The 20854-nt window shown below is 70.8% G+C and carries 25 protein-coding genes; 9 read left to right on the top strand and 16 right to left on the bottom strand.

The window, feature by feature from the left end:
- Nucleotides 1-51 precede the first annotated feature (51 nt).
- Nucleotides 52-1086: a LacI family DNA-binding transcriptional regulator gene (locus tag OG992_RS03245; RefSeq protein WP_266302299.1), complete on the top strand. Its 1035-nt coding sequence runs from the start codon at nucleotides 52-54 to the stop codon at nucleotides 1084-1086.
- Nucleotides 1087-1101: 15 nt separating this feature from the next.
- Here OG992_RS03245 and urtE read toward each other — a convergent pair whose 3' ends face one another.
- From urtE to OG992_RS03215, 6 genes are all read right to left on the bottom strand, one after another.
- Complete coding sequence (gene urtE / locus OG992_RS03240) at nucleotides 1102-1794, bottom strand: urea ABC transporter ATP-binding subunit UrtE (protein ID WP_238682411.1); 693 nt, start codon at nucleotides 1792-1794, stop codon at nucleotides 1102-1104.
- Nucleotides 1794-2570 carry an urea ABC transporter ATP-binding protein UrtD gene (gene urtD / locus OG992_RS03235; RefSeq protein WP_238682412.1) on the bottom strand — a complete coding sequence of 259 codons (777 nt, stop codon included), beginning with the start codon at nucleotides 2568-2570 and terminating at the stop codon, nucleotides 1794-1796. The genes urtE and urtD overlap by 1 nt, the downstream gene beginning before the upstream one ends.
- Nucleotides 2567-3754 carry an urea ABC transporter permease subunit UrtC gene (gene urtC / locus OG992_RS03230; protein WP_266302298.1) on the bottom strand — a complete coding sequence of 396 codons (1188 nt, stop codon included), beginning with the start codon at nucleotides 3752-3754 and terminating at the stop codon, nucleotides 2567-2569. Before urtC ends, urtD begins: the two co-directional genes overlap by 4 nt.
- Nucleotides 3751-4638 (bottom strand): urea ABC transporter permease subunit UrtB, encoded by an 888-nt coding sequence (gene urtB, locus OG992_RS03225; RefSeq protein ID WP_112605839.1) that lies wholly within the window; start codon nucleotides 4636-4638, stop codon nucleotides 3751-3753. Before urtB ends, urtC begins: the two co-directional genes overlap by 4 nt.
- A 75-nt stretch (nucleotides 4639-4713) precedes the next feature.
- Nucleotides 4714-5958 carry an urea ABC transporter substrate-binding protein gene (gene urtA, locus OG992_RS03220; protein WP_238682415.1) on the bottom strand — a complete coding sequence of 415 codons (1245 nt, stop codon included), beginning with the start codon at nucleotides 5956-5958 and terminating at the stop codon, nucleotides 4714-4716.
- A gap of 419 nt (nucleotides 5959-6377) precedes the next feature.
- Nucleotides 6378-7460, bottom strand: coding sequence for a substrate-binding domain-containing protein (locus tag OG992_RS03215; protein ID WP_238682416.1), 1083 nt, complete (start codon nucleotides 7458-7460; stop codon nucleotides 6378-6380).
- Between the two features lie 96 nt (nucleotides 7461-7556).
- On the opposite strand from OG992_RS03215, the gene OG992_RS03210 reads away from it, so the two are divergent.
- Nucleotides 7557-8060, top strand: coding sequence for a MarR family winged helix-turn-helix transcriptional regulator (locus OG992_RS03210; protein WP_266302297.1), 504 nt, complete (start codon nucleotides 7557-7559; stop codon nucleotides 8058-8060).
- A 457-nt stretch (nucleotides 8061-8517) separates the two neighbouring features.
- The gene (locus OG992_RS03205; protein ID WP_266302296.1) at nucleotides 8518-8709 is read left to right on the top strand and encodes a hypothetical protein; all 192 of its coding nucleotides are present in this window, start codon (nucleotides 8518-8520) and stop codon (nucleotides 8707-8709) included.
- A 6-nt stretch (nucleotides 8710-8715) separates the two neighbouring features.
- Here OG992_RS03205 and OG992_RS03200 read toward each other — a convergent pair whose 3' ends face one another.
- The 7 genes from OG992_RS03200 to OG992_RS03170 all read right to left on the bottom strand — a co-directional run bounded on the left by OG992_RS03200 (nucleotide 8716) and on the right by OG992_RS03170 (nucleotide 13542).
- Nucleotides 8716-9432, bottom strand: a complete 717-nt coding sequence (locus tag OG992_RS03200; RefSeq protein ID WP_266302295.1) for an urease accessory protein UreD — start codon at nucleotides 9430-9432, stop codon at nucleotides 8716-8718.
- Nucleotides 9432-10103 carry an urease accessory protein UreG gene (gene ureG, locus OG992_RS03195; RefSeq protein ID WP_323181773.1) on the bottom strand — a complete coding sequence of 224 codons (672 nt, stop codon included), beginning with the start codon at nucleotides 10101-10103 and terminating at the stop codon, nucleotides 9432-9434. The genes OG992_RS03200 and ureG overlap by 1 nt, the downstream gene beginning before the upstream one ends.
- A 118-nt stretch (nucleotides 10104-10221) precedes the next feature.
- Complete coding sequence (locus OG992_RS03190; protein WP_266302293.1) at nucleotides 10222-10968, bottom strand: urease accessory protein UreF; 747 nt, start codon at nucleotides 10966-10968, stop codon at nucleotides 10222-10224.
- Nucleotides 10968-12671: an urease subunit alpha gene (locus tag OG992_RS03185; protein ID WP_266302292.1), complete on the bottom strand. Its 1704-nt coding sequence runs from the start codon at nucleotides 12669-12671 to the stop codon at nucleotides 10968-10970. The genes OG992_RS03190 and OG992_RS03185 overlap by 1 nt, the downstream gene beginning before the upstream one ends.
- Entirely contained in the window at nucleotides 12668-13015 is a 348-nt protein-coding gene (locus tag OG992_RS03180) for an urease subunit beta (RefSeq protein WP_308193602.1), read from the bottom strand. The genes OG992_RS03185 and OG992_RS03180 overlap by 4 nt, the downstream gene beginning before the upstream one ends.
- Nucleotides 13012-13314: an urease subunit gamma gene (locus OG992_RS03175; protein WP_030335444.1), complete on the bottom strand. Its 303-nt coding sequence runs from the start codon at nucleotides 13312-13314 to the stop codon at nucleotides 13012-13014. The genes OG992_RS03180 and OG992_RS03175 overlap by 4 nt, the downstream gene beginning before the upstream one ends.
- 66 nt (nucleotides 13315-13380) lie before the next feature.
- Nucleotides 13381-13542 (bottom strand): hypothetical protein, encoded by a 162-nt coding sequence (locus OG992_RS03170; protein ID WP_266302291.1) that lies wholly within the window; start codon nucleotides 13540-13542, stop codon nucleotides 13381-13383.
- A gap of 83 nt (nucleotides 13543-13625) precedes the next feature.
- Between OG992_RS03170 and OG992_RS03165 the strand changes: the two genes are divergently transcribed.
- The 4 genes from OG992_RS03165 to OG992_RS03150 all read left to right on the top strand — a co-directional run bounded on the left by OG992_RS03165 (nucleotide 13626) and on the right by OG992_RS03150 (nucleotide 16723).
- Entirely contained in the window at nucleotides 13626-14021 is a 396-nt protein-coding gene (locus tag OG992_RS03165) for a hypothetical protein (RefSeq protein ID WP_266302290.1), read from the top strand.
- Nucleotides 13922-14731 carry a GAD-like domain-containing protein gene (locus OG992_RS03160; protein ID WP_323181772.1) on the top strand — a complete coding sequence of 270 codons (810 nt, stop codon included), beginning with the start codon at nucleotides 13922-13924 and terminating at the stop codon, nucleotides 14729-14731. Before OG992_RS03165 ends, OG992_RS03160 begins: the two co-directional genes overlap by 100 nt.
- Nucleotides 14732-15115: 384 nt before the next feature.
- Entirely contained in the window at nucleotides 15116-15478 is a 363-nt protein-coding gene (locus tag OG992_RS03155) for a hypothetical protein (protein ID WP_266302288.1), read from the top strand.
- A gap of 228 nt (nucleotides 15479-15706) precedes the next feature.
- Nucleotides 15707-16723 carry an acetylserotonin O-methyltransferase gene (locus tag OG992_RS03150; RefSeq protein ID WP_238682426.1) on the top strand — a complete coding sequence of 339 codons (1017 nt, stop codon included), beginning with the start codon at nucleotides 15707-15709 and terminating at the stop codon, nucleotides 16721-16723.
- 89 nt (nucleotides 16724-16812) lie between these two features.
- On the opposite strand, the gene OG992_RS03145 is transcribed toward OG992_RS03150, so the two are convergent.
- Complete coding sequence (locus OG992_RS03145; RefSeq protein ID WP_238682427.1) at nucleotides 16813-17664, bottom strand: alpha/beta fold hydrolase; 852 nt, start codon at nucleotides 17662-17664, stop codon at nucleotides 16813-16815.
- Nucleotides 17665-17805: 141 nt separating this feature from the next.
- Between OG992_RS03145 and OG992_RS03140 the strand changes: the two genes are divergently transcribed.
- Nucleotides 17806-18672 (top strand): metallophosphoesterase, encoded by an 867-nt coding sequence (locus OG992_RS03140; RefSeq protein ID WP_266302287.1) that lies wholly within the window; start codon nucleotides 17806-17808, stop codon nucleotides 18670-18672.
- Between the two features lie 5 nt (nucleotides 18673-18677).
- On the opposite strand, the gene OG992_RS03135 is transcribed toward OG992_RS03140, so the two are convergent.
- Nucleotides 18678-19874, bottom strand: a complete 1197-nt coding sequence (locus OG992_RS03135; protein ID WP_266302286.1) for an epoxide hydrolase family protein — start codon at nucleotides 19872-19874, stop codon at nucleotides 18678-18680.
- Between the two features lie 145 nt (nucleotides 19875-20019).
- Between OG992_RS03135 and OG992_RS03130 the strand changes: the two genes are divergently transcribed.
- A complete protein-coding gene (locus tag OG992_RS03130) occupies nucleotides 20020-20469 on the top strand; it encodes a hypothetical protein (RefSeq protein ID WP_266302285.1) in 450 nt (149 codons plus the stop codon).
- A 131-nt stretch (nucleotides 20470-20600) separates the two neighbouring features.
- Here OG992_RS03130 and OG992_RS03125 read toward each other — a convergent pair whose 3' ends face one another.
- Nucleotides 20601-20816, bottom strand: a complete 216-nt coding sequence (locus OG992_RS03125; protein WP_266302284.1) for a hypothetical protein — start codon at nucleotides 20814-20816, stop codon at nucleotides 20601-20603.
- Nucleotides 20817-20854: the final 38 nt, after the last annotated feature.

Genomic DNA, 20854 nt, shown 5'->3' with positions numbered 1-20854 from the left:
GATGTCGCTCGCAACAGATCGGGCGGCATGAATGTTTTCGGAGGATTGCGGATGCCCAGGGCCAGCCGGCGGCCGCGCCTCGTTGACGTCGCCGAACACGCCGCCGTCTCCCTGGCGACCGCCTCCCGAGCACTCGCCGGCCGCGAGGGGGTCAGCGCCGAGGTCGCCGACCGGATCCGGCAGATCGCCCGTGAGCTGGGCTATGTGGCCAACCCGTACGCCCGCACCCTGGCCAGTGGGGCCACCACCACCGTGGGGTTGATCGTCCACCAGGTCGACGACCCGTACTTCTCCGAGATCGCCGCCGGGGTCATCCAACTCGCCGCCGAGCAGGGGCTGCTGGTGCAGATCTGCCAGTCCGGCCGCGACCCCGACTACGAGCTGCAACAGCTGCGCCACCTCATCGCCCAACGGGTCGGCATCGTGCTGATCAGCGGCTCCGGCTACGACGACCCACGGATGGAGAGCGCGGCCCGCGCCGAACTGGCCGCGTTCCAGGACCACGGCGGACGGGCAGCCGCCATCGGACGACACGCGCTCGGCGTCGACGCCGTCCTGCCGGACAACGAGGCCGGCGGCCACGCGCTCGCCCAGCACCTGATGGACCTCGGCCACCGGCGGATCGCTGTCGCCGCCGGCAGCGCCGGCCTCACCACGGTCGCCGACCGGCTGGCCGGGGTGTCGTCGGCCCTGCGGCAGCGCGGGCGGTCCCCCGCCGACCTCGCCGTCGTGCACAGCGACTTCACCCGCGGCGGTGGACGCGCCGCCGCCGAGCAGATCCTCAACGAGCATCCGGAGACGACGGCGATCATCGCGCTCAACGACGTGATGGCGATGGGCGTGCTGTCGACGCTGCGGTCCCGCCGCGTGCCGGTGCCCGCGCGGATGTCGGTGGTCGGCTTCGACGACGTCTCCGTGGCGGCCGACCTCGCGCCCAGCCTCACCACCATCCGCCTGCCGATGACCGAGATGGGCCGCACGGCACTCACCCTCGCGCTCAAGCCGCGCACGACACGCCCTCGCCGCCGCCCTACCGGGCACCTGCTGGTCGTCCGCGACTCGACCGGGCCCGCACCGAGAACCTGACCGACGCCACCCCGATCACACCGCCAACGCCGCCCGGACCTCCCGCTCGGCCGTGACGCCCCCGTCGCCGTGCGAGGTGACCCGACCGGACTCCAACACGTGGTAGCGGTCCGCCACCCGCAGCGCGAAGCCCAGGTGCTGCTCGACGAGGAGCACGCTGAACCCGGACTGCCGGGTCAACTCGACGATCCGCTCCTGGATCTCCGCGACCACCGACGGCTGGATACCCTCGGTCGGCTCGTCGAGCATCAGCAGCCTCGGCCGGGTGATCAGAGCTCGGGCGATGGCCAACTGCTGGCGCTGGCCGCCGGAGAGCAGCCCGGCCCGGCGCCGCAGCAACTGGCGCAACGCCGGAAACAGATCCAGCACCTCCGCGGTGGCCACCGCCCCGTCGCGCCGACCGTCGGCGACCAGCCGCAGATTCTCCGCCGCGGTCAGGTGCGGGAAGCACTGCTGACCCTGCGGGACGTACGCCATCCCCCGCGCCACCCGCTCGTGCGGTCCGGCGCGCGTGACGTCCTCGCCGTCCAGCTCGACGGTGCCGGCACTCGGGCGCAGCAGCCCGGCCGCGACCCGCAGCAGGGTGCTCTTGCCAGCGCCGTTGTGCCCGAGCACGGCGGCCACCCCGTCGGGCGGAACCGCCAGATCGACCCCGTGCAGCACCCGAGAACGCCCGTACCCGGCGTGCACCCCGCGCAGCGTCAGCATCATGCCTCCAGGCCGGTACGGGCCGACCCGGCGTCGACCGGGTGGCCAAGGTAGACCTCCTGCACACGCGGGTCCGCCTGGACCTGCGCGACTGTGCCCTCGCTGAGCACCCGGCCGGCGTGCAGCACTGTGACGCTGCGCGCGAAACGACGCAGGAAGTCCATGTCGTGCTCGATCACGACGACAGTGCGATCCCGGCTCACCAACTCCAGCAGAGCGCCGGTGGCGTCGCGTTCCTCGTGGCTCATCCCGGCGACCGGCTCGTCCAGCAACAGCAACCGCGCGTCCTGCACCAGCAGCATGCCGATCTCCAGCCACTGCTTCTGGCCGTGTGCGAGCGTCCCGGCGAGGTCCGCGGCCCGCTCGGCCAGACCAATGGTCTCCAGCGCGGCGGCGATCTCGTCGGGCACACCTCGGCGACGGCGGGCCAGTGTCGCCCAGCTGCGTCGGGCGCCCGCCGCGATGTCGAGGTTCTGCAACACCGACAGCTCCTCGAAGACCGTCGAGGTCTGGAAGGTTCGCCCGATGCCGAGCCGGCTGATCCGGTGCACCGGCCGGCCGAGCAGTTCCTCGTCACCGAACCGGACCGAACCGGTGGCCCGGACCAGACCGGTGATCGCGTCGACCAGTGTGGTCTTGCCGGCGCCGTTCGGCCCGATCAGGAACCGGATGTCGCCGGCGGGCACCTCCAACGAGACGCCGTCCACCGCGGTGAAACCGTCGAAGCTGACCCGCACGTCACTGACGGACAACCCGTCCAACCGCTCGCCGCTCATGCCGCCGGTACCTCCGTCCGCTCGGCGCGTCGTCGGCCCAGCGACAACCGCCCGCGCCGCAGCGGCTGCGCGTCGACGTCACGGCGGCGGGCCAAGGCCCACAGCGACGCCAGGCCGCCGGGAAGGAACGCCACCACGACCACGAAGAGCAACCCCTGCAGGTACGTCCAGGTGCCCGGGAAACGCTCGGAGAGGGCGGTACGCGCCCAGGCCACCGCCACCGCGCCGAGCACCGGACCGAGCAGTGTCGCCCGGCCGCCCACCGCGACGCCGATGACGAACTCGATCGACGGGACGATGCCGATCAGCGCGGGCGAGATGATGCCCACCGCCGGCACGAACAGCGCACCGGCCAGCCCGGCCATGCCCGCCGCCACCACGTACGCCACCAGCTTGACCGACGCCGGGTCGTAGCCGAGGAAGCGGACCCGTTCCTCACCGTCGCGAACCGCCACCAGCAACTCGCCGTAGCGGCTGTGGATGAGCTGGCGGGCCAGTGCGAGCAACGCCAGCAGCGTCCCGGCGATGATGAAGTACACCATCCGCTGGTTGACCGGGTCGTCCAGGTCGTAGCCGAAGAAGCCCTTGATGTCGGTGAGCCCGTTGGTGCCACCCGTGGTGCCCTGCTGGCCGATCAGCAGGATCACCATCGCGGCGGCGAGCGCCTGACTGAGGATGGCGAAGTACGCGCCGCGGACCCGGCGACGGAAGACCAGCGAGCCGAGCCCGAAGGCGACGATCATCGGCAGCAGCACCGTGGCGGGCAACGCGAACCACGGGCTGGCGAACGGCCGCCACCACAGCGGCAGCTCGTCGAGTTGCCCGTACAGCTGCATGAAGTCGGGCATCCCACCCGGACCCGCGTCGGCGAGCTTGAGGTGCATGGCCATCGCGTAGCCGCCCAGGCCGAAGAAGACACCCTGGCCGAGCGTGAGCATCCCACCCCGGCCCCAGGCGATCCCGATGCCGACCGCGACCATGGCGACGCAGAGGTACTTGGCCAGCAACGCCAACCGGAAGTCCGACAACACCAGCGGGGCGACGGCGAACAGCAGCGCCGCGCCGAAGGCGAAGCCGGCCAGCGTCCGCATCCGTGAGCGGCCGGCGGGGCGGCCCGGTGGTACGGCGCCGGCGGGCGCCGGGCGGACGGCGGTGTCGGGTGGCGCGGGGGTGACGGCTGTCATGCGAGGCTCCTGGTCCGCAGGGTGAACAGGCCCTGTGGCCGCCACTGGAGGAACGCGACGATCGCCACGAACACGATCACCTTGGCGACGCTGAGGGTGGTCAGGTACTCCCCGGTGGCCTGGAGCACGCCGAGGGCGAAGGCGACGATCACACTGCCCTTGAGTTGGCCGATCCCGCCGACCACGACGACCAGGAAGGCGTCGATGATCAGGTTGGTGCCCATGGTCGGGCCGATCGGGCCGAGCAGGGTGAGGGCCACCCCGGCGAGCCCGGCCAGGCCGGAGCCGAGGAAGAAGGTCGTCCGGTCGACCCGAGAGGTGGCGATGCCGGACACGGCGGCGAGGTCGCGGTTCTGCACCACAGCGCGGATACGACGCCCGAGCGGGGTGAGTCGCAGCGCCAGGGTGAGCGCCGCGACGGCGGCCAGCGCCAGGGCCAGGATGAACAGCCGGTTGTTGGCGATGGTCAGCCCGCCGGGCAGCGCCACGTTGCCGGTGAGCAGCTCGGGCGCGCGGGTCTGCACGTTCGGGCTGCCGAAGATGTCCCGGGCCAGTTGTTGCAAGATCAGTGACACGCCCCAGGTGACCAGCAGGGTGTCCAGCGGCCGGGCGTAGAGCCGGCGGATGAGCAGCACCTCCAGCAGGACACCCATGGTGCCGGCGACCACGAACGCCACCGGCAGCGCGACCGCCAGCGACAGGCCGGCGCCGGTGATGCTCTGTTGCAGGACATAGGTGGTGTACGCGCCGGCCATGATGAACTCACCGTGCGCCATGTTGATCACGTTCATCTGGCCGAAGGTCAGCGCGAGGCCGAGCGCGATGAGCAGCAGCACCGCGCCGATGCTGATGCCGGTGAAGAGTTGACCGAAGAGGACTGTCACTGTGGGTACTCCGAACTGCTGGTCGGGTGGCCCGGGCGGAGCGCGCGGCAACGCGTTCCGCCCGGGCCGGCGTCGTCAGCTCAGGCCGCTCGCCCACGGGTAGGTCTTGAGGTACGGGTCCGGCGCGACCGGCTTGCCGGAGTTCCACACCTCGGTGATCAGGCCGTCCGCGCCGATCTTGCCGATCCGGGCGGTCTTGGCGATGTGCTGGGTCTTGCCGTCGACGGTGACCAGACCCTCCGGCGCGTCGAAGGTGATCCCGTCCGAGGCGGAACGGACCTTCTCCACATCGAAGGCCCCGGCCTTCTCGACCATCGCCTTCCACAGGTGCACGCTGACGTACGCGGCCTCCATCGGGTCGCTGGTCGGCTTGTCCGCGCCGTACTTCGCCTTGTACGCGGCCACGAACTTCGAGTTCGCCGCGCCCGGCGTGGTCTGGTAGTAGTTCCAGGCCGTCAGCTGGCCCTCCAGGTACTGGGTGCCGATGCCCTTTACCTCTTCCTCGGCGATCGACACCGACACCACCGGCATCGCGGCGGCGCTCAGACCCGCCGACTTGTACTCCTTGAAGAAGGCCACGTTGCTGTCACCGTTGAGCGTGTTGAACACCGCGTCCGCGCCGGACGACTTGACCTTGTTGACGATGGTGCCGAACTCGGTGGAGCCCAGCGGCGCGTAATCCTCACCCAGCACTGTCATCCCGTTCGCGGCCGCGTACGCCTTGATGATTTTGTTCGCGGTTCGCGGAAAGACGTAGTCGCTACCGACCAGATAGACCGACTTGGCGCCCTGCGACTTGAGGTAGTCAAGTCCGGGAACGATCTGCTGGTTGGTCGTCGCTCCGGTGTAGAAGATGTAGGGCGACTGCTCAAGTCCCTCGTACTGCACCGGGTAGAACAGCAACGCCTTGTTCTTCTCGAACACCGGCTTGACCGCCTTGCGGCTGGCCGACGTCCAACAGCCGAAGACGGCGGCCACCCGGTCCTCGGAGATGAGCTTCTCGGCCTTCTCGGCGAAGGTGGGCCAGTCCGAGGCGCCGTCCTCACCGACCGGCTGGATCTTCTTGCCGAGGACACCGCCGGCCGCGTTGATCTCTTCGACGGCGAGCATGATGGAGTCGCGGACGGTGACCTCGCTGATCGCCATGGTCCCGGAGAGCGAGTTGAGCAGGCCCACCTTGACGGTGTCGCCGGAGACGTCGGCGGTGACGCCGGTCGCGCCGCCCTCGTCGGTGGTCTTGCTGCCGCACGCGGTCAACGCGGCCGCGGCGACCAGGGTCATGGCACCCGCCAGGATGCGGCGGCCCCGGAATAATGACATCTACTCTCCCTGCGGTGCACTCAAGTGGCGTTAGGACGGTCGGTGCGGTCCGATGGAGCTGACGTGGGCGGTGCCAAGGTCGACGGGTGGACGTCGCGCAGGGCACCGGATCGGTTATGGGCACCGAAAGCGTCGACCGGCATGATTGCGCCGGTGTTTCCCAGTCCTTAATTGACTGTTTCCGAGGGGCCGTCGAGGCGCGCACGAAAATCGGCCGACACCGTTGGGGAGGAAACGGTGTCGGCCGTTCGGAAAGACGCAGAATAAGTGCCACCACAATGGCTGGCGGACGAATCCGCCAACGGTGGGCACGCAATGGTGAGACCTGACCCCGTGGCCAGATACTTCACGCAGGAAGCATCTTAGGACGGGATCGGGTGGCGCTGTCAAGGGTCGGGTGGGCTGACTGCCCCCCCGGTTCAGAGCTGGGCGAGCACTGTGAAGTCGAGCCCGTCGGCCTCGGCCAGGTAGATGCGCTGCCGGACGTGCCGCTGACGCAGCCGCAACCGCCCACGCGGCCCCTGATAGGTGACCGTGTCGGCGGCCGTCTCGATGGCCCGCACGTCGAGGGTGCGGGCCTGGCCGATCAGCGCGGCGAGCAGCATGACGCCCTCGTAGCAGGACTCCCCCAGGCTGCCCAGCGGCGGCGCCTCCACCCCGAAACGCCGCGCGAACTCGCCGTGGAAGTCGAGATTCTCCTGGGTGACCAGCCCGGCGAAGAAGCCCGCAGTGCTGTACAGCCTCCGGGTCGCGCCGGCGCCGCTGGCCAACAGCATGTTCTCGTCCATCAGGGTGCTCAGCCGCAGGCAGCGCTGGTCCAGGCCGGATCGGGCGAACGCGCGGTTGAACCGCACCGCGTCGGCACCGACCAGCAGCATCAACACGGCGTCCGCGTCACTGTGCTCGATGCGGCGCAACACCTCGGTGAAGTCGTGCGCGTCCAACGGCAGGAAGTGCCGGCCCACCACCTGCCCACCGGCGCGCAGCGCGTACCGCTGGGCGGCCCGGGACGTACGGCGCGGCCACACGTAGTCGTTGCCGACCACGAACCAGCGGCGCACACCCTGTTCCCCGGCGAGGAGCCGCATCGCGGGCCACAGTTGGGCATCCGGCGTCTCGCTGGTCAGGAAGACCCCTTCGGTGTGTTCGCCGCCCTCGTAGAGTGCGGTGTAGACGTACGGCACCCGGTGCGCGACGCGGGGCGCCAACGCCTGGCGCACCGAGGAGATATGCCACCCCGTCACTCCCTGCACGGCCCCCACCGACACCAACGCCTCGACCTCGGCGGCCACCTCTGCCGGCGGTGCGCCACCGTCGACCGGCACCAGGCGAACCTCCCGGCCCAGCACGCCACCGCACCGATTGATCTCCTCGACCGCGAGCTGCGCGCAAAGCTCACAGGTGGGGCCGAACATGCCGGCCGGCCCGCGCATCGGATAGACCAGCGCGATGCTGACCACGGCACGGTCGACGGTCAGCCACGGCGGTGCCGGCGCGGACATGAGCACATGATTGCCCGGCCCACGACGGAAGACCAGCGTTCACCACTGACCGGGACGACTCGCTACCATGACAGGGCCACCGGCCCAGGGAGTTTCATGTCACACGTGCCCGGGATGCCAGCCGACCTGCTGCGCTCGCTCACCCGCGCCGAACGGCTGCTCTCCCGCCGGCTGGGCGCCATTCTGGCCGACGACGCGATCAGCATCGAGGCGTGGCGCGTGCTCTGCCTGCTCGCCGACGGCCAGGGCCACCCGATGAGCGAGGTGTCCGCCGAGGCGTCGCTGCCGCCGGGCACCCTCACCAAGCTGGTCGACCAACTCGTCGACCGCAACCTCGTCTTCCGCCGGATCGATCCGATCGACCGCCGACGCATCCGGGCGTACCTGACCGCTCGGGGCCGCCGTGAGCACGCCCGCCTGGACGAGCGGGTCCGAGCCAGCATCGCCGAACTGGGCATCACGGAGATGGGCGTCGCGGAGACCAGCGAGCCGGGCACGCCCCCGGCCGCCAACCTCGTACGCCAGCTCGACGACCTGATCGACCGCCTCGACCCGGCCCGGCAACGAGTGCACGCCGACGCGGCCGGCCCACACCGCTGACCCCTTTCCCGCTCCCCTTCCCCTTCCCCGCTCCCGCTCCGGGCTCCCCGCTCCGGGCTCCGGGCGTTCGGGCGCTCGGGCTCCGGGCGTTCGGCTCCGGGCGTTCGGCTCCGGGCGTTCGGGCTTGCGGACGTTCGGGCTCCGGGCGTTCGGGCTCGCGGGGCGTTCGGGCTCGCGGGGCGTTCGGGCTCGCGGACGTTCGGGCTCCGGGCGTTCGGGCTCGCGGGGCGTTCGGGCTCGCGGTTCGTTCGGCACGGCCGTGAGCGCGGCCCGACCTCCCGCCCCACACGGCAGGAAGCGTGATGTCTGTGAGTCATCGTGATGACTCACAGACATCACGCTCTCTGGAGTGTCCGCCGGCCGGCACCGTCGTGCTCTGCACCAAACCTGGCCTCGGAAACGGTCTCGGCGGTCGAGGCCAATCCCCGCTCGGCCGCCGCGGGGCACACGGGCCATGGTGGCGTCGCGCAGGGCCAAGACGGCATTGCGCCAAGACCAGCAAGACCAGGAGGACCAGGAGGCCCAGCAGGACCGGCAGGCCCAGCAGGACCGGCAGGACCGGCAGGACCGGCAGGACCGGCAGGACCGGCAGGACCGGCAGGACCGGCAGGACCGGCAGGACCGGCAGGACCGGCACTCGGCCCGGTAGCGGCTCCTAGATCGTTAGGTGGGTGCGCAGGGTGTGCGCGTCGGGAGCGGTGGCCGTCCACAGTGTGGCGGGGCCGCCGGCCAATGGCAGCCGGGCGACGCTACCCTCGGCCGTTGGCGGTTCGGCGGGTCGCGAGGGGTCGACCACCAGCAGCGATCCGGTGGCCGGGGCGCCGCCAAGGACCGCCGGGCCGGCCCAGCCCGGCGCTTGCGGTCCCACCGCGAGGGACTGACGCAGCAGTGGTCGACCCGCGTAGTCGACCCGGGTGTGTACGACGGCGCCGCCGGGCGCCTCGCCGTACCGGCCGCAGATCAGCTCGTCGCGCCACCGCAGGCTCGCGCCGGCGGCCAGCTCGATCCGGGACTCGGCGAGGTGCGCGCAGCCGGCCGCCGCGACCAACTGTTCCGGAAGCCAGTGCAGGGTGGCGTCGGCGTGCACCACCGCCCGCACCGCCATCCGGGAGACGGCACCCGCGCGACCCGGCAGGGCGATCGACGCGGCGACGCTGTGCACCCGGACGGCCGCGCCCGGCCCGACCTCGATCTCCAGGCGCAGATCGTCTCCGGCGAGTGGTCCGGCCGCCCCGCCGACGAGGTGCACAGTGGCGACACCACCGTCGGTCGGGGTCTGGCGCAGCAGCAACGGCGTTTCGCCGTGCAGCTCGACCAGGGCCGTACCGCCCCGACCGTCGGCCCGGGCGACCAGCCGAGCGAGCGCTCGCATCAGGCCGGGCCGACCGGCACGGCCAGCGGGTGCAGGGCGGCGTGGTGGGTCAACTCGTGCCGGATCCAGTCCGCGACCGACGTTGCCGTGGGGTCTCCCACGATGGACAGGAAGAGGGTCGGGAGGTCGCCGCGCCGGGCCCGCGCGTCTCGATCCATGACGGCGAGGTCGGCACCCACCATCGGCGCCAGGTCGGTCTTGTTGATCACGAGAAGGTCGGCGGCGGTGACCCCCGGCCCGCCCTTGCGGGGCACCTTGTCCCCGCCCGCCACGTCGACCACGAAGATCTGCCGGTCGACCAGCCCCCGGCTGAAGGTCGCGGTCAGGTTGTCCCCACCGCTCTCCACCAGGACGAGGTCCAGCGGGCCGACCGCCTCGGCCAACTCGTCAACGGCGTCCAGGTTGGCGCCGATGTCGTCGCGGATCGCCGTGTGCGGGCAGCAACCGGTCTCCACCGCGCGGATCCGGGCCGGGTCCAGCACGCCGGCCCGCCGGAGGAAGTCGGCGTCCTCGGTCGTGTAGATGTCGTTTGTCACCACGCCGAGCCGCAACTCGTCGGCGAAGGCACGGCAGAGCGCGGCCACCAGGGCCGTCTTACCGGAACCGACCGGTCCGCCGATGCCGACCCGCAGGGCACGGCCGGCACGCGCCAACGGCGGATGGGGGTCCACCCCCGGCTCCGGATGGGTGTGCGGAACGGTCTCGTCATGGGGTGGTATGGCCGCTGGCGGCGTGGCCGCCGACGGAGTGATCGGTTCGACGGCGGGCACAGCGCTCGGCACAACGGTGTCAGGACGCAAAGAGACGCACCTCCCAGGTGGCATGGATTTCGGCATGAATGTCGGCCAGTGGAGCGGCGGCGGCCGGCAGCCGCTCCGGTGGGTCGTCGGCGGCCCGCGCCGCGTCGGCGGCCGTGCCGTCGCAGGCGTCGGCCAAGCCGACCAGCAGGGCCTGGACCTGGTACGGGTCGAGGCCGAGCAGACGTACGCCGGCGCTGGCCGCCCCGGTCAGCGTCCCGTACGCGGCGATCGTGGCGGTCTCGACGCGGGACAGCCCGGCCGCGGCGCAGAGCAGCCCGAGCACCAGCGGTTGGTGTGCCCCACCGGGCGTCGCGGGCAGATCGGCGAACGGGGCGTCCGGCCAGATGGTCCGGCCGGCACGCAGCAACGCCCGGCCCTGTCGGCGCGAGACCGCCCGTAACGCCGGGGCGGCGGTACGCGCGTCCAGCTCCGCGTCGAGCCGAGCCAGCGCCCGCGACCGAGCGGCGGACTCAGCCGGCGCGTCCGACGGTCGGGCGGACCGGGCCGGGTGCGCCGAGCCGATCGTCTCGGGCATCGCCACCCGGTGTGCGGCCGCCGCGAACGCCGCGCCGACCAGACCGGCGGTGGCCAGTCGCCCGGCCAGGAACGCCTCCAACGACGCCAGGTCTGTGACCCGGCCGGCGGCGACGGCCGCCTCCAGACCACCGGAGTGCGCGTGCGCCCCGGCCGGGAAGCGCCCGTCGGCCAACAACAACAGCAGGCTCGGCGTCGCCATCAGAACAGGAAGTACCGCTGGGCCATCGGCAGCCGGGTCACCGGGTCCGGCTCCACCACCTGCCCGTCGATCCGTACCGTGAAGGTGTCCGGGTCCACCTCGATGCGCGGCATCGCGTTGTTCTCCGGCAGGTCGGCCTTGCCCCGCGACCGTACGTCACTCACCGGCACCACCCGACGACGCACGTCCAGGCGGAGCCCGGCGTCCAGCGCCGCCGGGGCCACGAAGGCCAGGCTGGTGGCGGCCGCCGCCGCGCCGTACGCCCCGAACATCGGCCGGGGCAGCATCGGCTGCGGTGTCGGGATCGAGGCGTTGGCGTCGCCCATCTGGGCGTACGCGATCATGCCGCCCTTGATCACCAGCAGCGGCCGGACGCCGAAGAACGCCGGGTCCCAGAGCACCAGGTCGGCGAGCTTGCCCGGTTCGACCGAGCCGACCTCCCGTTCCAGCCCGTTGGCCATCGCGGCGCAGATGGTGTACTTCGCCACGTACCGTCGGGCCCGGTGGTTGTCGGCGGGCCCGTCGCCCGGCAGCGCGCCGACCCGGTCCTTCATCACGTGGGCGCTCTGCCAGGTCCGCGTGATCACCTCGCCGACCCGGCCCATCGCCTGCGAGTCGGAACCGATGATCGAGATCGCGCCGAGGTCGTGCAGCAGGTCCTCGGCGGCCATCGTGGACGGTCGGATCCGGCTCTCGGCGAAGGCCAGGTCCTCCGGCACCGACGGGTTGAGATGGTGGCAGACCATCAACATGTCCAGGTGCTCGGCCAGGGTGTTGTCGGTGTACGGCCGGGTCGGGTTGGTCGACGACGGCAGCACGTTCGGTTCGCTGGCCACGGTGATGATGTCCGGTGCGTGCCCGCCACCGGCTCCCTCGGTGTGGTACGAGTGGATAGCCCGTCCACCGATCGCCCGCAGGGTGTCGGCGACGAAGCCGGCCTCGTTGAGCGTGTCCGTGTGGATCGACACCTGGACCCCGGAGGCGTCCGCCACCCGCAGGCAGGCGTCGATCGCCGCCGGTGTGGTGCCCCAGTCCTCGTGCAGCTTGAAACCGCCCGCACCGGCCCGCAGTTGTTCCCACAGGGCCTCGCTGGAGACGGTGTTGCCCTTGCCGAGCAGCAGCACGTTGACCGGCATGGTGTCCAGCGCCTCGTGCATCCGGGCCAGGTGCCAGGCGTTCGGGGTGACGGTTGTCGCGCGGGTCCCCTCGGCCGGCCCGGTGCCGCCGCCGACCATCGTGGTGATGCCGCTGGCCAGTGCCTCGGTGACGATCTGCGGGCAGATGAAGTGCACGTGGGTGTCGACAGCGCCGGCGGTGAGGATCCGCCCGTTGCCCGCGATCACCTCGGTCGACGGGCCGATGACCAGGTCGGGGTGGACACCGGGCATGGTGTCCGGGTTACCGGCCCGGCCGAGGGCCACGATGCGCCCGTCGCGCAGCCCCACGTCGGCCTTGACCACTCCCCAGTGGTCGAGCACCACCGCGCCGGTGATGACGGTGTCCAGTGCCCCCTCGGCGCGGGTGGCACGGGACTGTCCCATCGACTCGCGGATCACCTTCCCACCGCCGAAGACGGCCTCGTCGCCGCCCACGCAGTGGTCGGTCTCCACCTCGATCAGCAGGTTGGTGTCGGCCAGTCGGATCCGGTCACCGGTCGTCGGGCCGTACAGGTCGATGTAGCGGTCCCGCCGCACGGCGCTCACCGCGGCGACCCGTCGGCCGTGACCGCGTGCGGCGACGGGTCCAGCGGTCCCGCGCACTCTGCGCGCAGGCCCGGCACGACGCGTGCGCCGCCGAGTGGCACGAGGTCGACGCTGCGGTTGATGCCCGGCTCGAACCGGACGGAGGTACCGGCCGGAACGGCGAGCCGTTGGCCCCAGGCCGCGCCCCTGTCGAACGACAGCGCCGGGTTGGCTTCGGCGAAGTGGTAGTGCGAGCCGACCTGCACCGGGCGGTCGGCGGTGTTGACCACGAGCAGTGTGGTCACCGGACGACCCACGTTGATCTCGACCGGGTCCGCCGCCGGCAGGATCTCCCCGGGGATCACGGGATCGGGTGGTGCACCGTCACGAGCTTGGTGCCGTCCGGGAACGTCGCCTCCACCTGCACCTCCCTCAGCAGCTCGGGGATGCCGTCCTGGACGTCGTCGCGACCGAGAACCGCCCGGCCGGCGGACATCAGGTCGACCACCGACCGCCCGTCGCGGGCCCCTTCGAGGAGGAACGCGGTGATCACCGCGACGGCTTCGGGGTAGTTGAGGCGCAGGCCGCGTTCGCGGCGGGCGCGGGCGACATCGGCCGCGACGTGGACGAGCAGGCGGTCCTGCTCGTGCGGGCTGAGGAACACGGGGCTCTCCCGGTGGGTCGGCGTGCCCCGGCTCGTCGTCGGCTCCGCAAGGAGCCACGCCGGGCATCAGCGCCCGGGGACGAGCTGGGAGTCACACGACCGCCGGGTCACCGCCGACGGGGCGACCCGGGACTCCACCATCCCGGCCCGTACGACGGGCATCCGGCGGTGTCGGGTCGGATGCGGACCGCACCGCCCACCGCTGAGCAGACCGTAGAGGATCGCCACCGACCGAGGCAACAGTCCATCAGGGATCTGGTTGGCTACCGGTCCGTGTTCCGGTGGAGCGGTAGGCAGGGGATGATCACCGGATGACGGCGACGAGGGGTACCCGGGCACTGCTCGGTGTTCTGTTCCTGGCGGCGGCCACGGTCGGGGCGTGGATCCTCTGGCTGGGCTGGGACACCCGGTACACGGTCGACGCGCAGACCGGCGCGAGCAGCGGCCCGTACGAGCCGTGGCAGGTGATCGGCTGTGTGTTGACGCTCGTGCTGCTGGCCGCGCTCGCCGGGACGCGGCTCAGCCCGTGGCTGGTGGCGCCGGTGATGACTGTGGCGTTCACGGCGGTGTGGTCGTGGCGGGCCGCGTCGACCGACGACAGCGGGTTGTGGGTGGTCGGGGGGATTCTGGTTCTGGTCGGCATGGCGGCCGGCAGCACTGTGGTGAGCCTCGCGGGGCGGCGGGTCGGCCAGCGGTTCACCGGCTGACCCGGGCAAGCCTGTTTCGTGCGGGCGATGCCTACTCCCGCCAGCCGGTCAGTTCCACCCCACTGGTGCCGACGGCGCGAATCGCAGCCGGCACACGGTACGCCGTGGGTGTACCTTGGCGAGTCGCCATATGCTGCCCGGCTAGCTCGCCGGCAGATCAGCGGCACTGGCGTACGTACGGATTCGCCGGCTTCGGTAACGGATCGTTCTGGTTGTGTGATCCCGAGGTGTGGCAGCCGGCGGTCGACGCGTGGACCAACGGCCTTGCCCTACCGGAAGAAGAACGATGGATTGCCGTGAGCCGCAGCGCGTTCGGCGATGTGCAGGTGTGGGGGCAGCAGACAGGCTCACGGTTGACGATCAGCGCGCAGTACGGGTGGGTGGTCCACACGGATCGGGCGGACCGCGCGATGTCGGACGATCGCCGCGATGACCGGCTCTACGCGCTGTTGATGTCCCAGGACCGCCGCAGCGTTGACCTTCACGGCGCCGACAGGAAGCCGTTGTTCGATCGGATATTCGCACTGCGTGGTCCGGTGGGCCCCAACACCATCTATGGCTTTGTCCCGGCCTTGGGTCTCGGCGGGGCGCTGCGCCCCGACCAGGCCGAGATCGTCGACGGACCCGTTCATCTGGAGCTGCTCGCCGAGCTCTCCGAGCGCCGCGTCGTGGACAGGGAAGGCCTCCTGCATATGTGGATCGGTCAGTGACCGGCCCAGGCGCCGCCGACAGCCGGACGGCAGCTGGGCGCCAGCGAGCACGGCCGGGCCTTCGCATGTGCCCGTCAACCAGCCTCCCCGGCCGGCGTTGATGGTGTGGCGGCCGGTGCGGGCTACCGACACGGGCCTGAAGGGGCGTGCCGCGCGCCTCCTGACCAGTGACCCGACCGACGATGCCGGATGGCCTGCCGACCTGCCTGCAGGTGTGACGGACGTGGTCATCGTCGAGGACACGCCCAGCCCGACAGCCACTCTGACGGTGCAGACCAGCGGGGACGCCGCTCCGACGAGGACGCGGGTCAGGTTTGACCAGCTCGCGGTACGCGATGCGGTCGTAGAAGGGTGACTGCGGTGTCAATGGGTGTCGTTCAGGTCATGGTCGTCGGACTGGCTGTGCTTCTGCGACTGACGACGTTCGGCTGGTACGCCATCATCGCGACCATCGTGAGCGCTTTCTCGCTCGGCATCGTGCCCGCGATCGTGCTGGGGCCGCTGATCTACGCCGGATTCGCCGCGCCACCGTCTGCGTGGCCCCTTCTCATCGCGGCCGACGTCCTGCTCCTGGTGTCTGCGTTGACCTTCGAGGACGGCGGTGACAACGAGGGCACGACTCCGCTGGAGGTGCTCACCGGCCGTCGTGGACTGTCCGGTCGCGCCACGGACAGCGCGTTCCGGTTCTGCGGCAGCGCCTACCTACTGACCCTGCCGGCACTTGTGGCTTGGACGATCGCCGGTTAGCCGGAGGCAGCCGGTCAGCGGGATGCGGCGGGCTGCGGCGCTGCCACGCCGGCGAACGGGACGTCCACGTGGTCGCCGGTCCCGGTGCTCGGGGTCGGTGTGCTGCGTCGGGCCTGGTTCAACGTGGACCGGCTCTGGGCCGGGGTGCTGGTGGCCGCAGGGATGGTGACGCTGCTCCGGGCGTGAGCGTCCATCGTGGAAACGTGTGATGTGTGATCTCATGTCGTGGTGATCACCCCGACTCCCCTCATGCGTCTGGTGGCCGGTGTGTGGGGGTTCAAGACCCTCGCGGCCGGCGTCGAACTCGGTCTGTTCACCCGGCTCGCCGGCGGGCGGACGATGACCGTCGAGCAGGCTGCCGCCGAGTTCGGGCTGCCCGACCGGCCCGCTGACCTGCTGCTGGCCGCCAGTGCGTCGCTCGGCCTGTTGGAGAAGGCCGGCGACGGTTACCGCAACTCCGAGTTGGCCGAGCAGTTCCTGGTCGAGGGCCGCCCGTACTACTTCGGGGCGCAGGTCCGCTACTCGGACCTGCGCACCTACCTGCCCTGGCACCGCATCGGCGACGCCCTGCGCACGGATCGACCCTTGACCTGGGACCCGGAGGCCCAACAGTCGATGTTCGACACCGAGGACCCCCAGATGCTGGCGCAGTTCTGGGACGCGATGTTCTCCACGTCGAGCTTCACCGCCAGCGCGCTGGCCGACGCGTACGACTTCTCCGCGCATCGCCGGTTGCTCGACGTGGGCGGCGGCGCGGGCGCGTTCCCGATCGAGTTCTGCCGACGCCTGCCCGAGCTGCGGGCGACCGTCCTGGATCTGCCGCACGTCTGCGTGCGCGCCCGGGAGCGGATCGCCGAGGCTGGGCTCACCGGGCGGATCGACGCGGTGGCCGGTGACTTCCTCGCCGACCCGGCGCTGCCGGACGGGCACGACGTCATCCTGCTCAGCATGATCCTGCATGACTGGGACGAGCCGACGAACCGGGCGTTGCTGGCCCGCTGCCACGCGGCGTTGCCGTCCGGCGGGGCGATCGTCGTCTGCGAGCTGTTGCTCAACGACGAACGCACCGGACCGCCGGAGGCGGCCCTGATGGGGATGAACATGCTTGTCGAGACCGAGGGCGGCCGGAACTACTCGGGCGCCGAGTACGCGGCGTGGCTCACCGACGCCGGCTTCGTCGACGTGCGTACCGTGCCGTTCGACGCGCCCGGCGCCAACGGCGCGGTGGTGGCCCGCCGGCCCTGACCGACGACGACACCCGGCCCCGGTGCGAACCGTGGGCCGGGTGTCGCGGCGCCTCACGGCGCGGGCGTCCGATCGGCTACCGGTACGGGTCAGGCGCGAGCCTTGGCGGGCTGCTTCATGAAGTCCAGAACCGCCTTGTTGACCTCGTCGGCGTGGGTCCACGGGATACCGTGCGGCGCGCCCTTGAGCGTGACGAGCGTGCCGGTCGGCATCATCGGCCCGAGCCGCTGACCGGTCACCGGATACGGCAGCACCCGGTCCTGGTCACCCTGCACGATCAACACCGGAATGTCGATCTTCGGCAGGTCCTGACGGAAGTCTTCCTGCCAGGCGTTCACGCTGTCGTGGGTGGCCTTACCGGAGGCCATCGCGCCGATCTGCCAGTGCGCCCGGTACGCCTCTTCGCTGACCCGCTTGCCCATGTTCTGGTCCGGGTTGAAGAACGCGTCACAGAAGGACGTCAGGTAGGCGAACCGGTCCTTGATGATGGCGTCCTGGAAGCCCTTGAACAGGCTCCGCTCGACGCCCTCCGGGTTGTCGCTCGCCTTGGCCAGCATCGGTTGCAGCGGGCTGAGCAGCACCGCCCGGCTGACCCGTTGCGAGCCGTAGTTGCCCAGGTAACGGACCACCTCGCCGGTGCCCATCGAGTGACCGATCAGGGTCACCTCGTTCAGGTTCAGCTCGGTCATCAACACGTCCAGGTCCGCTGCGAACGTGTTGTAGTCGTACCCGAAGGCCGGCTGGGCGGAGTTACCGTTACCGCGGCGATCGTAGGTGATCGTCCGGTATCCGGCGTCCTGCAACGCCCGCGTCTCCTTCTCCCAGGTTGCGCCATTGAACGGGAAGCCGTGGATCAGCACCACCGGCTTACCGGAACCGTGATCCTCGTAGTACAGGTCGATGGGCGCGGAGTTTTCCGTCCCCACGGTGATGAAAGGCATGTTTGTCTCCTGCTCCGGTCTCGGGCTGTCGGACCCCCCGCGCTTTCCCGTCGGGTCGCCGGATATGCGGGCCCTCAGATCGGGCGCGAACGGCAGGCGCAGAGCTTCCGCGGGCCGCCCGTGTCGTCCTAACCTCGGGGGGTGAAACTTCCGCCCCGGCTGCGGGCCGTCAGCGACCTGCACGTCGGGCACCCGCAGAACCGCGCATTCGTGCAGGATCTACACCCGGACAACGAGGGCGACTGGCTGCTCGTCGCCGGTGACGTCGCCGACCGGTTCGCCGACGTCGAGTGGGCACTCGGGCTGCTGAGCAGTCGGTTCGCGCGGGTCGTCTGGGCGCCGGGCAACCATGAGCTGTGGACACCACCGCGCGACCCGGTCACGCTGCGCGGCGAGGAGCGCTACCGCGAACTGGTGCGGATGTGCCGGCGGTTGGGGGTGCTCACCCCGGAGGATCCGTACCCGGTGTGGGACGGCGACGGCGGCCCGGCCACCGTCGCCCCGCTCTTCGTGCTCTACGACTACACCTTCCGGGTGCCCGAGGCGCGCACCCAGGAGGAGTCGCTGGCCCTGGCGTACGCGGCCGGTGTGGTGTGCACGGACGAGGCGCTGCTGCACCCCGACCCGTACCCGAGCCGGGAGGCGTGGTGCGCGGCCCGGATCACCGAGACCGAACGCCGGCTGGCCGAACGCGACACGGCGCTGCCAACGGTGCTGGTCAACCACTACCCGCTGGTGCGGGAACCCACCGACGTCCTGCTGTACCCGGTCTTCGCCCAGTGGTGCGGCACCGTCCGCACCAGCGACTGGCACCTGCGCTTCGACGCGGCCACAGTGGTCTACGGGCACCTGCACATCCCCCGCACCACCGTCCACGACGGGGTGCGTTTCGAGGAGGTCTCCCTCGGCTACCCCCGCGAGTGGCAGCCCCGAGGGCCGGTGCCCGACCCGGTGCGCACCATCCACCCGGCGGACGACTGGCGCCGGCGCTGGTCCGTCAGCGGGTGAGGCCGTCAGGTCTTCCGCAGCGGCCCGAACGCGGCCCGCACCTCGGCGGAGAAGAGTTCCGGCTCCTCCCACGCCGCGAAGTGCCCGCCGCGGTCAGCCTCGTTGAAGTACGCGATGCCGGGGTAGACCGCCTCGGCCCAGCTACGCGGAGCGGCCCAGATCTCGCCGGGGAACGTGGTGAAGCCGACCGGCACCGTGACCGGCGGCGGAGCCTGACCGGCCGCCTGGGCCGCTGCTTGAAACCGCCCCTGCTCCCAGTACCACCGGGCGGACGAAGCACCGGTGCCCGTCAACCAGTACAGCGTGATGTTGTCGAGGATGCTGTCCCGGGTGAGACCGCCGGCCGGCTCACCGTCGAGGAACGCGCGGGAGATCTTGTAGTAGCTGTCCGTGTCGTGGTCGAGCATCCAGGCCGCCATCCCGACAGGTGAGTCCAGCAGCGAGTAGCCGATCGTCTGCGGCCGGGTGGACTGCTCCAGGAAGTAGCCGAAACCGTCCATCGAGAACAGCTTGAGCGCCTCGAGCGCGGCACGTTCCTGCTCGGAATTCGCCGGCAGCTTGTCCTTGATGCCGACCGCCCCGGCGAGCAGGTTGACGTGGATGCCGAGCAGCCCCTCGGGTGCTTGACGTCCCATGGCGTCCGTAACGGCCGCGCCGACGTCGCCGCCCTGTGCGACGTAACGCGAATACCCGAGGCGGTCCATCAGTTTCGCCCACGTCTGTGCCATCCGCGCGGAATCCCAGCCAGGCTCGGTCGGCTCGCCGGAGAAGCCGTAGCCCGGCAACGACGGCAGCACCAGGTGGAACGCGTCCTCGGGCGTGCCGCCGTGCGCCGTCGGGTCGGTCAGCGGGCCGACGACCCCGAGCAGCTCGGCGACCGAGCCCGGCCAGCCGTGCGTCATGATCAGCGGCAGGGCGTTCTCGTGCTGCGACCGTACGTGGATGAAGTGAATCTCGACGCCGTCGATGTTCGTCGTGTACTGCGGCAGCGAATTCAGCGTCGTCTCGCACGCACGCCAGTCGTAATCGGTCATCCAGTAGCGGGCCAACTCCTGGATCGTCGCCAGCTGCACACCCTGGGATCGATCGGTGACCAACTCGCGGGTGGGCCAGCGGGTAGCCGCAATCCGGCGACGCAGGTCGGCGATCACGTCCTCCGGCGTGTCGAGCCGGAAGGGACGAATTTCGCTGTCGTTGGACATCTTCCCTACCTCGCAAAGTCGAGTCGGCCAGCGCCGATGCACCGACGTGCCGGACTCGCCCAGTCTCACAGCGGGCCGGTGCCACCCGGGCCGAAACGCGAATCGCCGCCGCTCCTCCACGTGACACCCATGGGAAGATCAACCAGTGAGCCAACCGGACGAAGACGACGACAACTGGCTGAACGGCGAGGACGTTACCTGTCCGGAGTGCCACGAACGCCTCCACCGCCTCGACCACTCGCCACTGCTGGACTGCTATTTCCTCTACTGCGACAGCTGCCCGATGCGGGTGGATGTCGGTTACTACGACAAGACGTTCAGGACCATCGCGGACGCGCTCCCCTCCGAGGACAGGGCCTACCCCACGCTGATGGCGGCACTTGAGGCGCGACTACGGCGATGCGACTGCGGCGGGCGATTCCGGGACTCGGCGCCTCGGCGCTGTCACCGGTGCTCCACCGTCCTGACCGACATCAGCGAGCCCTCCGGTGTCGACGTCTGGCCGGGTTGGTGGACAGATGAGACGGACACCGGCTCCCTGGAAGAGACGTTCACCGCCAGGTACTTCCGCACCGAGGACCTCTGGGAGCACTGACCCTGCCGTTACGCACCGTCCACCCGGCCTACGACCTGCGCTGGCGCGCGTCCATCAGCGGGTGAGGCCGACCACAGTGGCCAGTCGCGCCACGCCGGCCGGCGCCGGTCGCGCGCGGGCAACATCGGCGATCACGGTACGCGCCAGAGGCCGACACCGAACCTCAGCCGGCGCGACACTGTCCGCAGCTCGTCAGCTCGGCTGCTCTGGCCGCCGCCAGCGGCGGCCAGAGCAGCCTGAAGCAGCAACGTCCCACCCACCGCCCACTCCCACCGCCCACTCCCGGCGGTCGCCCTGACCCCGGTGATCGCCCTGACCTCGGCTACCGCGCCGACCTTCGTGATCAAGAGGTTTGCGGGAAGTTTGACCTTCAAAAGTCCCGCAA

This window comes from Micromonospora sp. NBC_00362 (genome assembly GCF_026342155.1).
Taxonomy (GTDB): domain Bacteria; phylum Actinomycetota; class Actinomycetes; order Mycobacteriales; family Micromonosporaceae; genus Micromonospora; species Micromonospora hortensis.
The sequence above is the reverse complement of the archived record's forward strand: the minus strand, read 5'-3'. Positions and strand labels throughout refer to the sequence as shown.

Excerpts from the sequence above, each read along its gene's own strand:
- OG992_RS03245 (WP_266302299.1), top strand. The coding sequence starts at position 52 with ATGCCCAGGGCCAGCCGGCGGCCGCGCCTCGTTGACGTCGCCGAACAC.
- urtE (WP_238682411.1), bottom strand. The coding sequence starts at position 1,794 with ATGCTGACGCTGCGCGGGGTGCACGCCGGGTACGGGCGTTCTCGGGTG.
- urtD (WP_238682412.1), bottom strand. The coding sequence starts at position 2,570 with ATGAGCGGCGAGCGGTTGGACGGGTTGTCCGTCAGTGACGTGCGGGTC.
- urtC (WP_266302298.1), bottom strand. The coding sequence starts at position 3,754 with ATGACAGCCGTCACCCCCGCGCCACCCGACACCGCCGTCCGCCCGGCG.
- urtA (WP_238682415.1), bottom strand. The coding sequence starts at position 5,958 with ATGTCATTATTCCGGGGCCGCCGCATCCTGGCGGGTGCCATGACCCTG.
- OG992_RS03215 (WP_238682416.1), bottom strand. The coding sequence starts at position 7,460 with ATGTCCGCGCCGGCACCGCCGTGGCTGACCGTCGACCGTGCCGTGGTC.
- OG992_RS03210 (WP_266302297.1), top strand. The coding sequence starts at position 7,557 with ATGTCACACGTGCCCGGGATGCCAGCCGACCTGCTGCGCTCGCTCACC.
- OG992_RS03200 (WP_266302295.1), bottom strand. The coding sequence starts at position 9,432 with ATGCGAGCGCTCGCTCGGCTGGTCGCCCGGGCCGACGGTCGGGGCGGT.
- OG992_RS03190 (WP_266302293.1), bottom strand. The coding sequence starts at position 10,968 with ATGGCGACGCCGAGCCTGCTGTTGTTGTTGGCCGACGGGCGCTTCCCG.
- OG992_RS03165 (WP_266302290.1), top strand. The coding sequence starts at position 13,626 with ATGACGGCGACGAGGGGTACCCGGGCACTGCTCGGTGTTCTGTTCCTG.
- OG992_RS03155 (WP_266302288.1), top strand. The coding sequence starts at position 15,116 with ATGGTCGTCGGACTGGCTGTGCTTCTGCGACTGACGACGTTCGGCTGG.
- OG992_RS03145 (WP_238682427.1), bottom strand. The coding sequence starts at position 17,664 with ATGCCTTTCATCACCGTGGGGACGGAAAACTCCGCGCCCATCGACCTG.
- OG992_RS03135 (WP_266302286.1), bottom strand. The coding sequence starts at position 19,874 with ATGTCCAACGACAGCGAAATTCGTCCCTTCCGGCTCGACACGCCGGAG.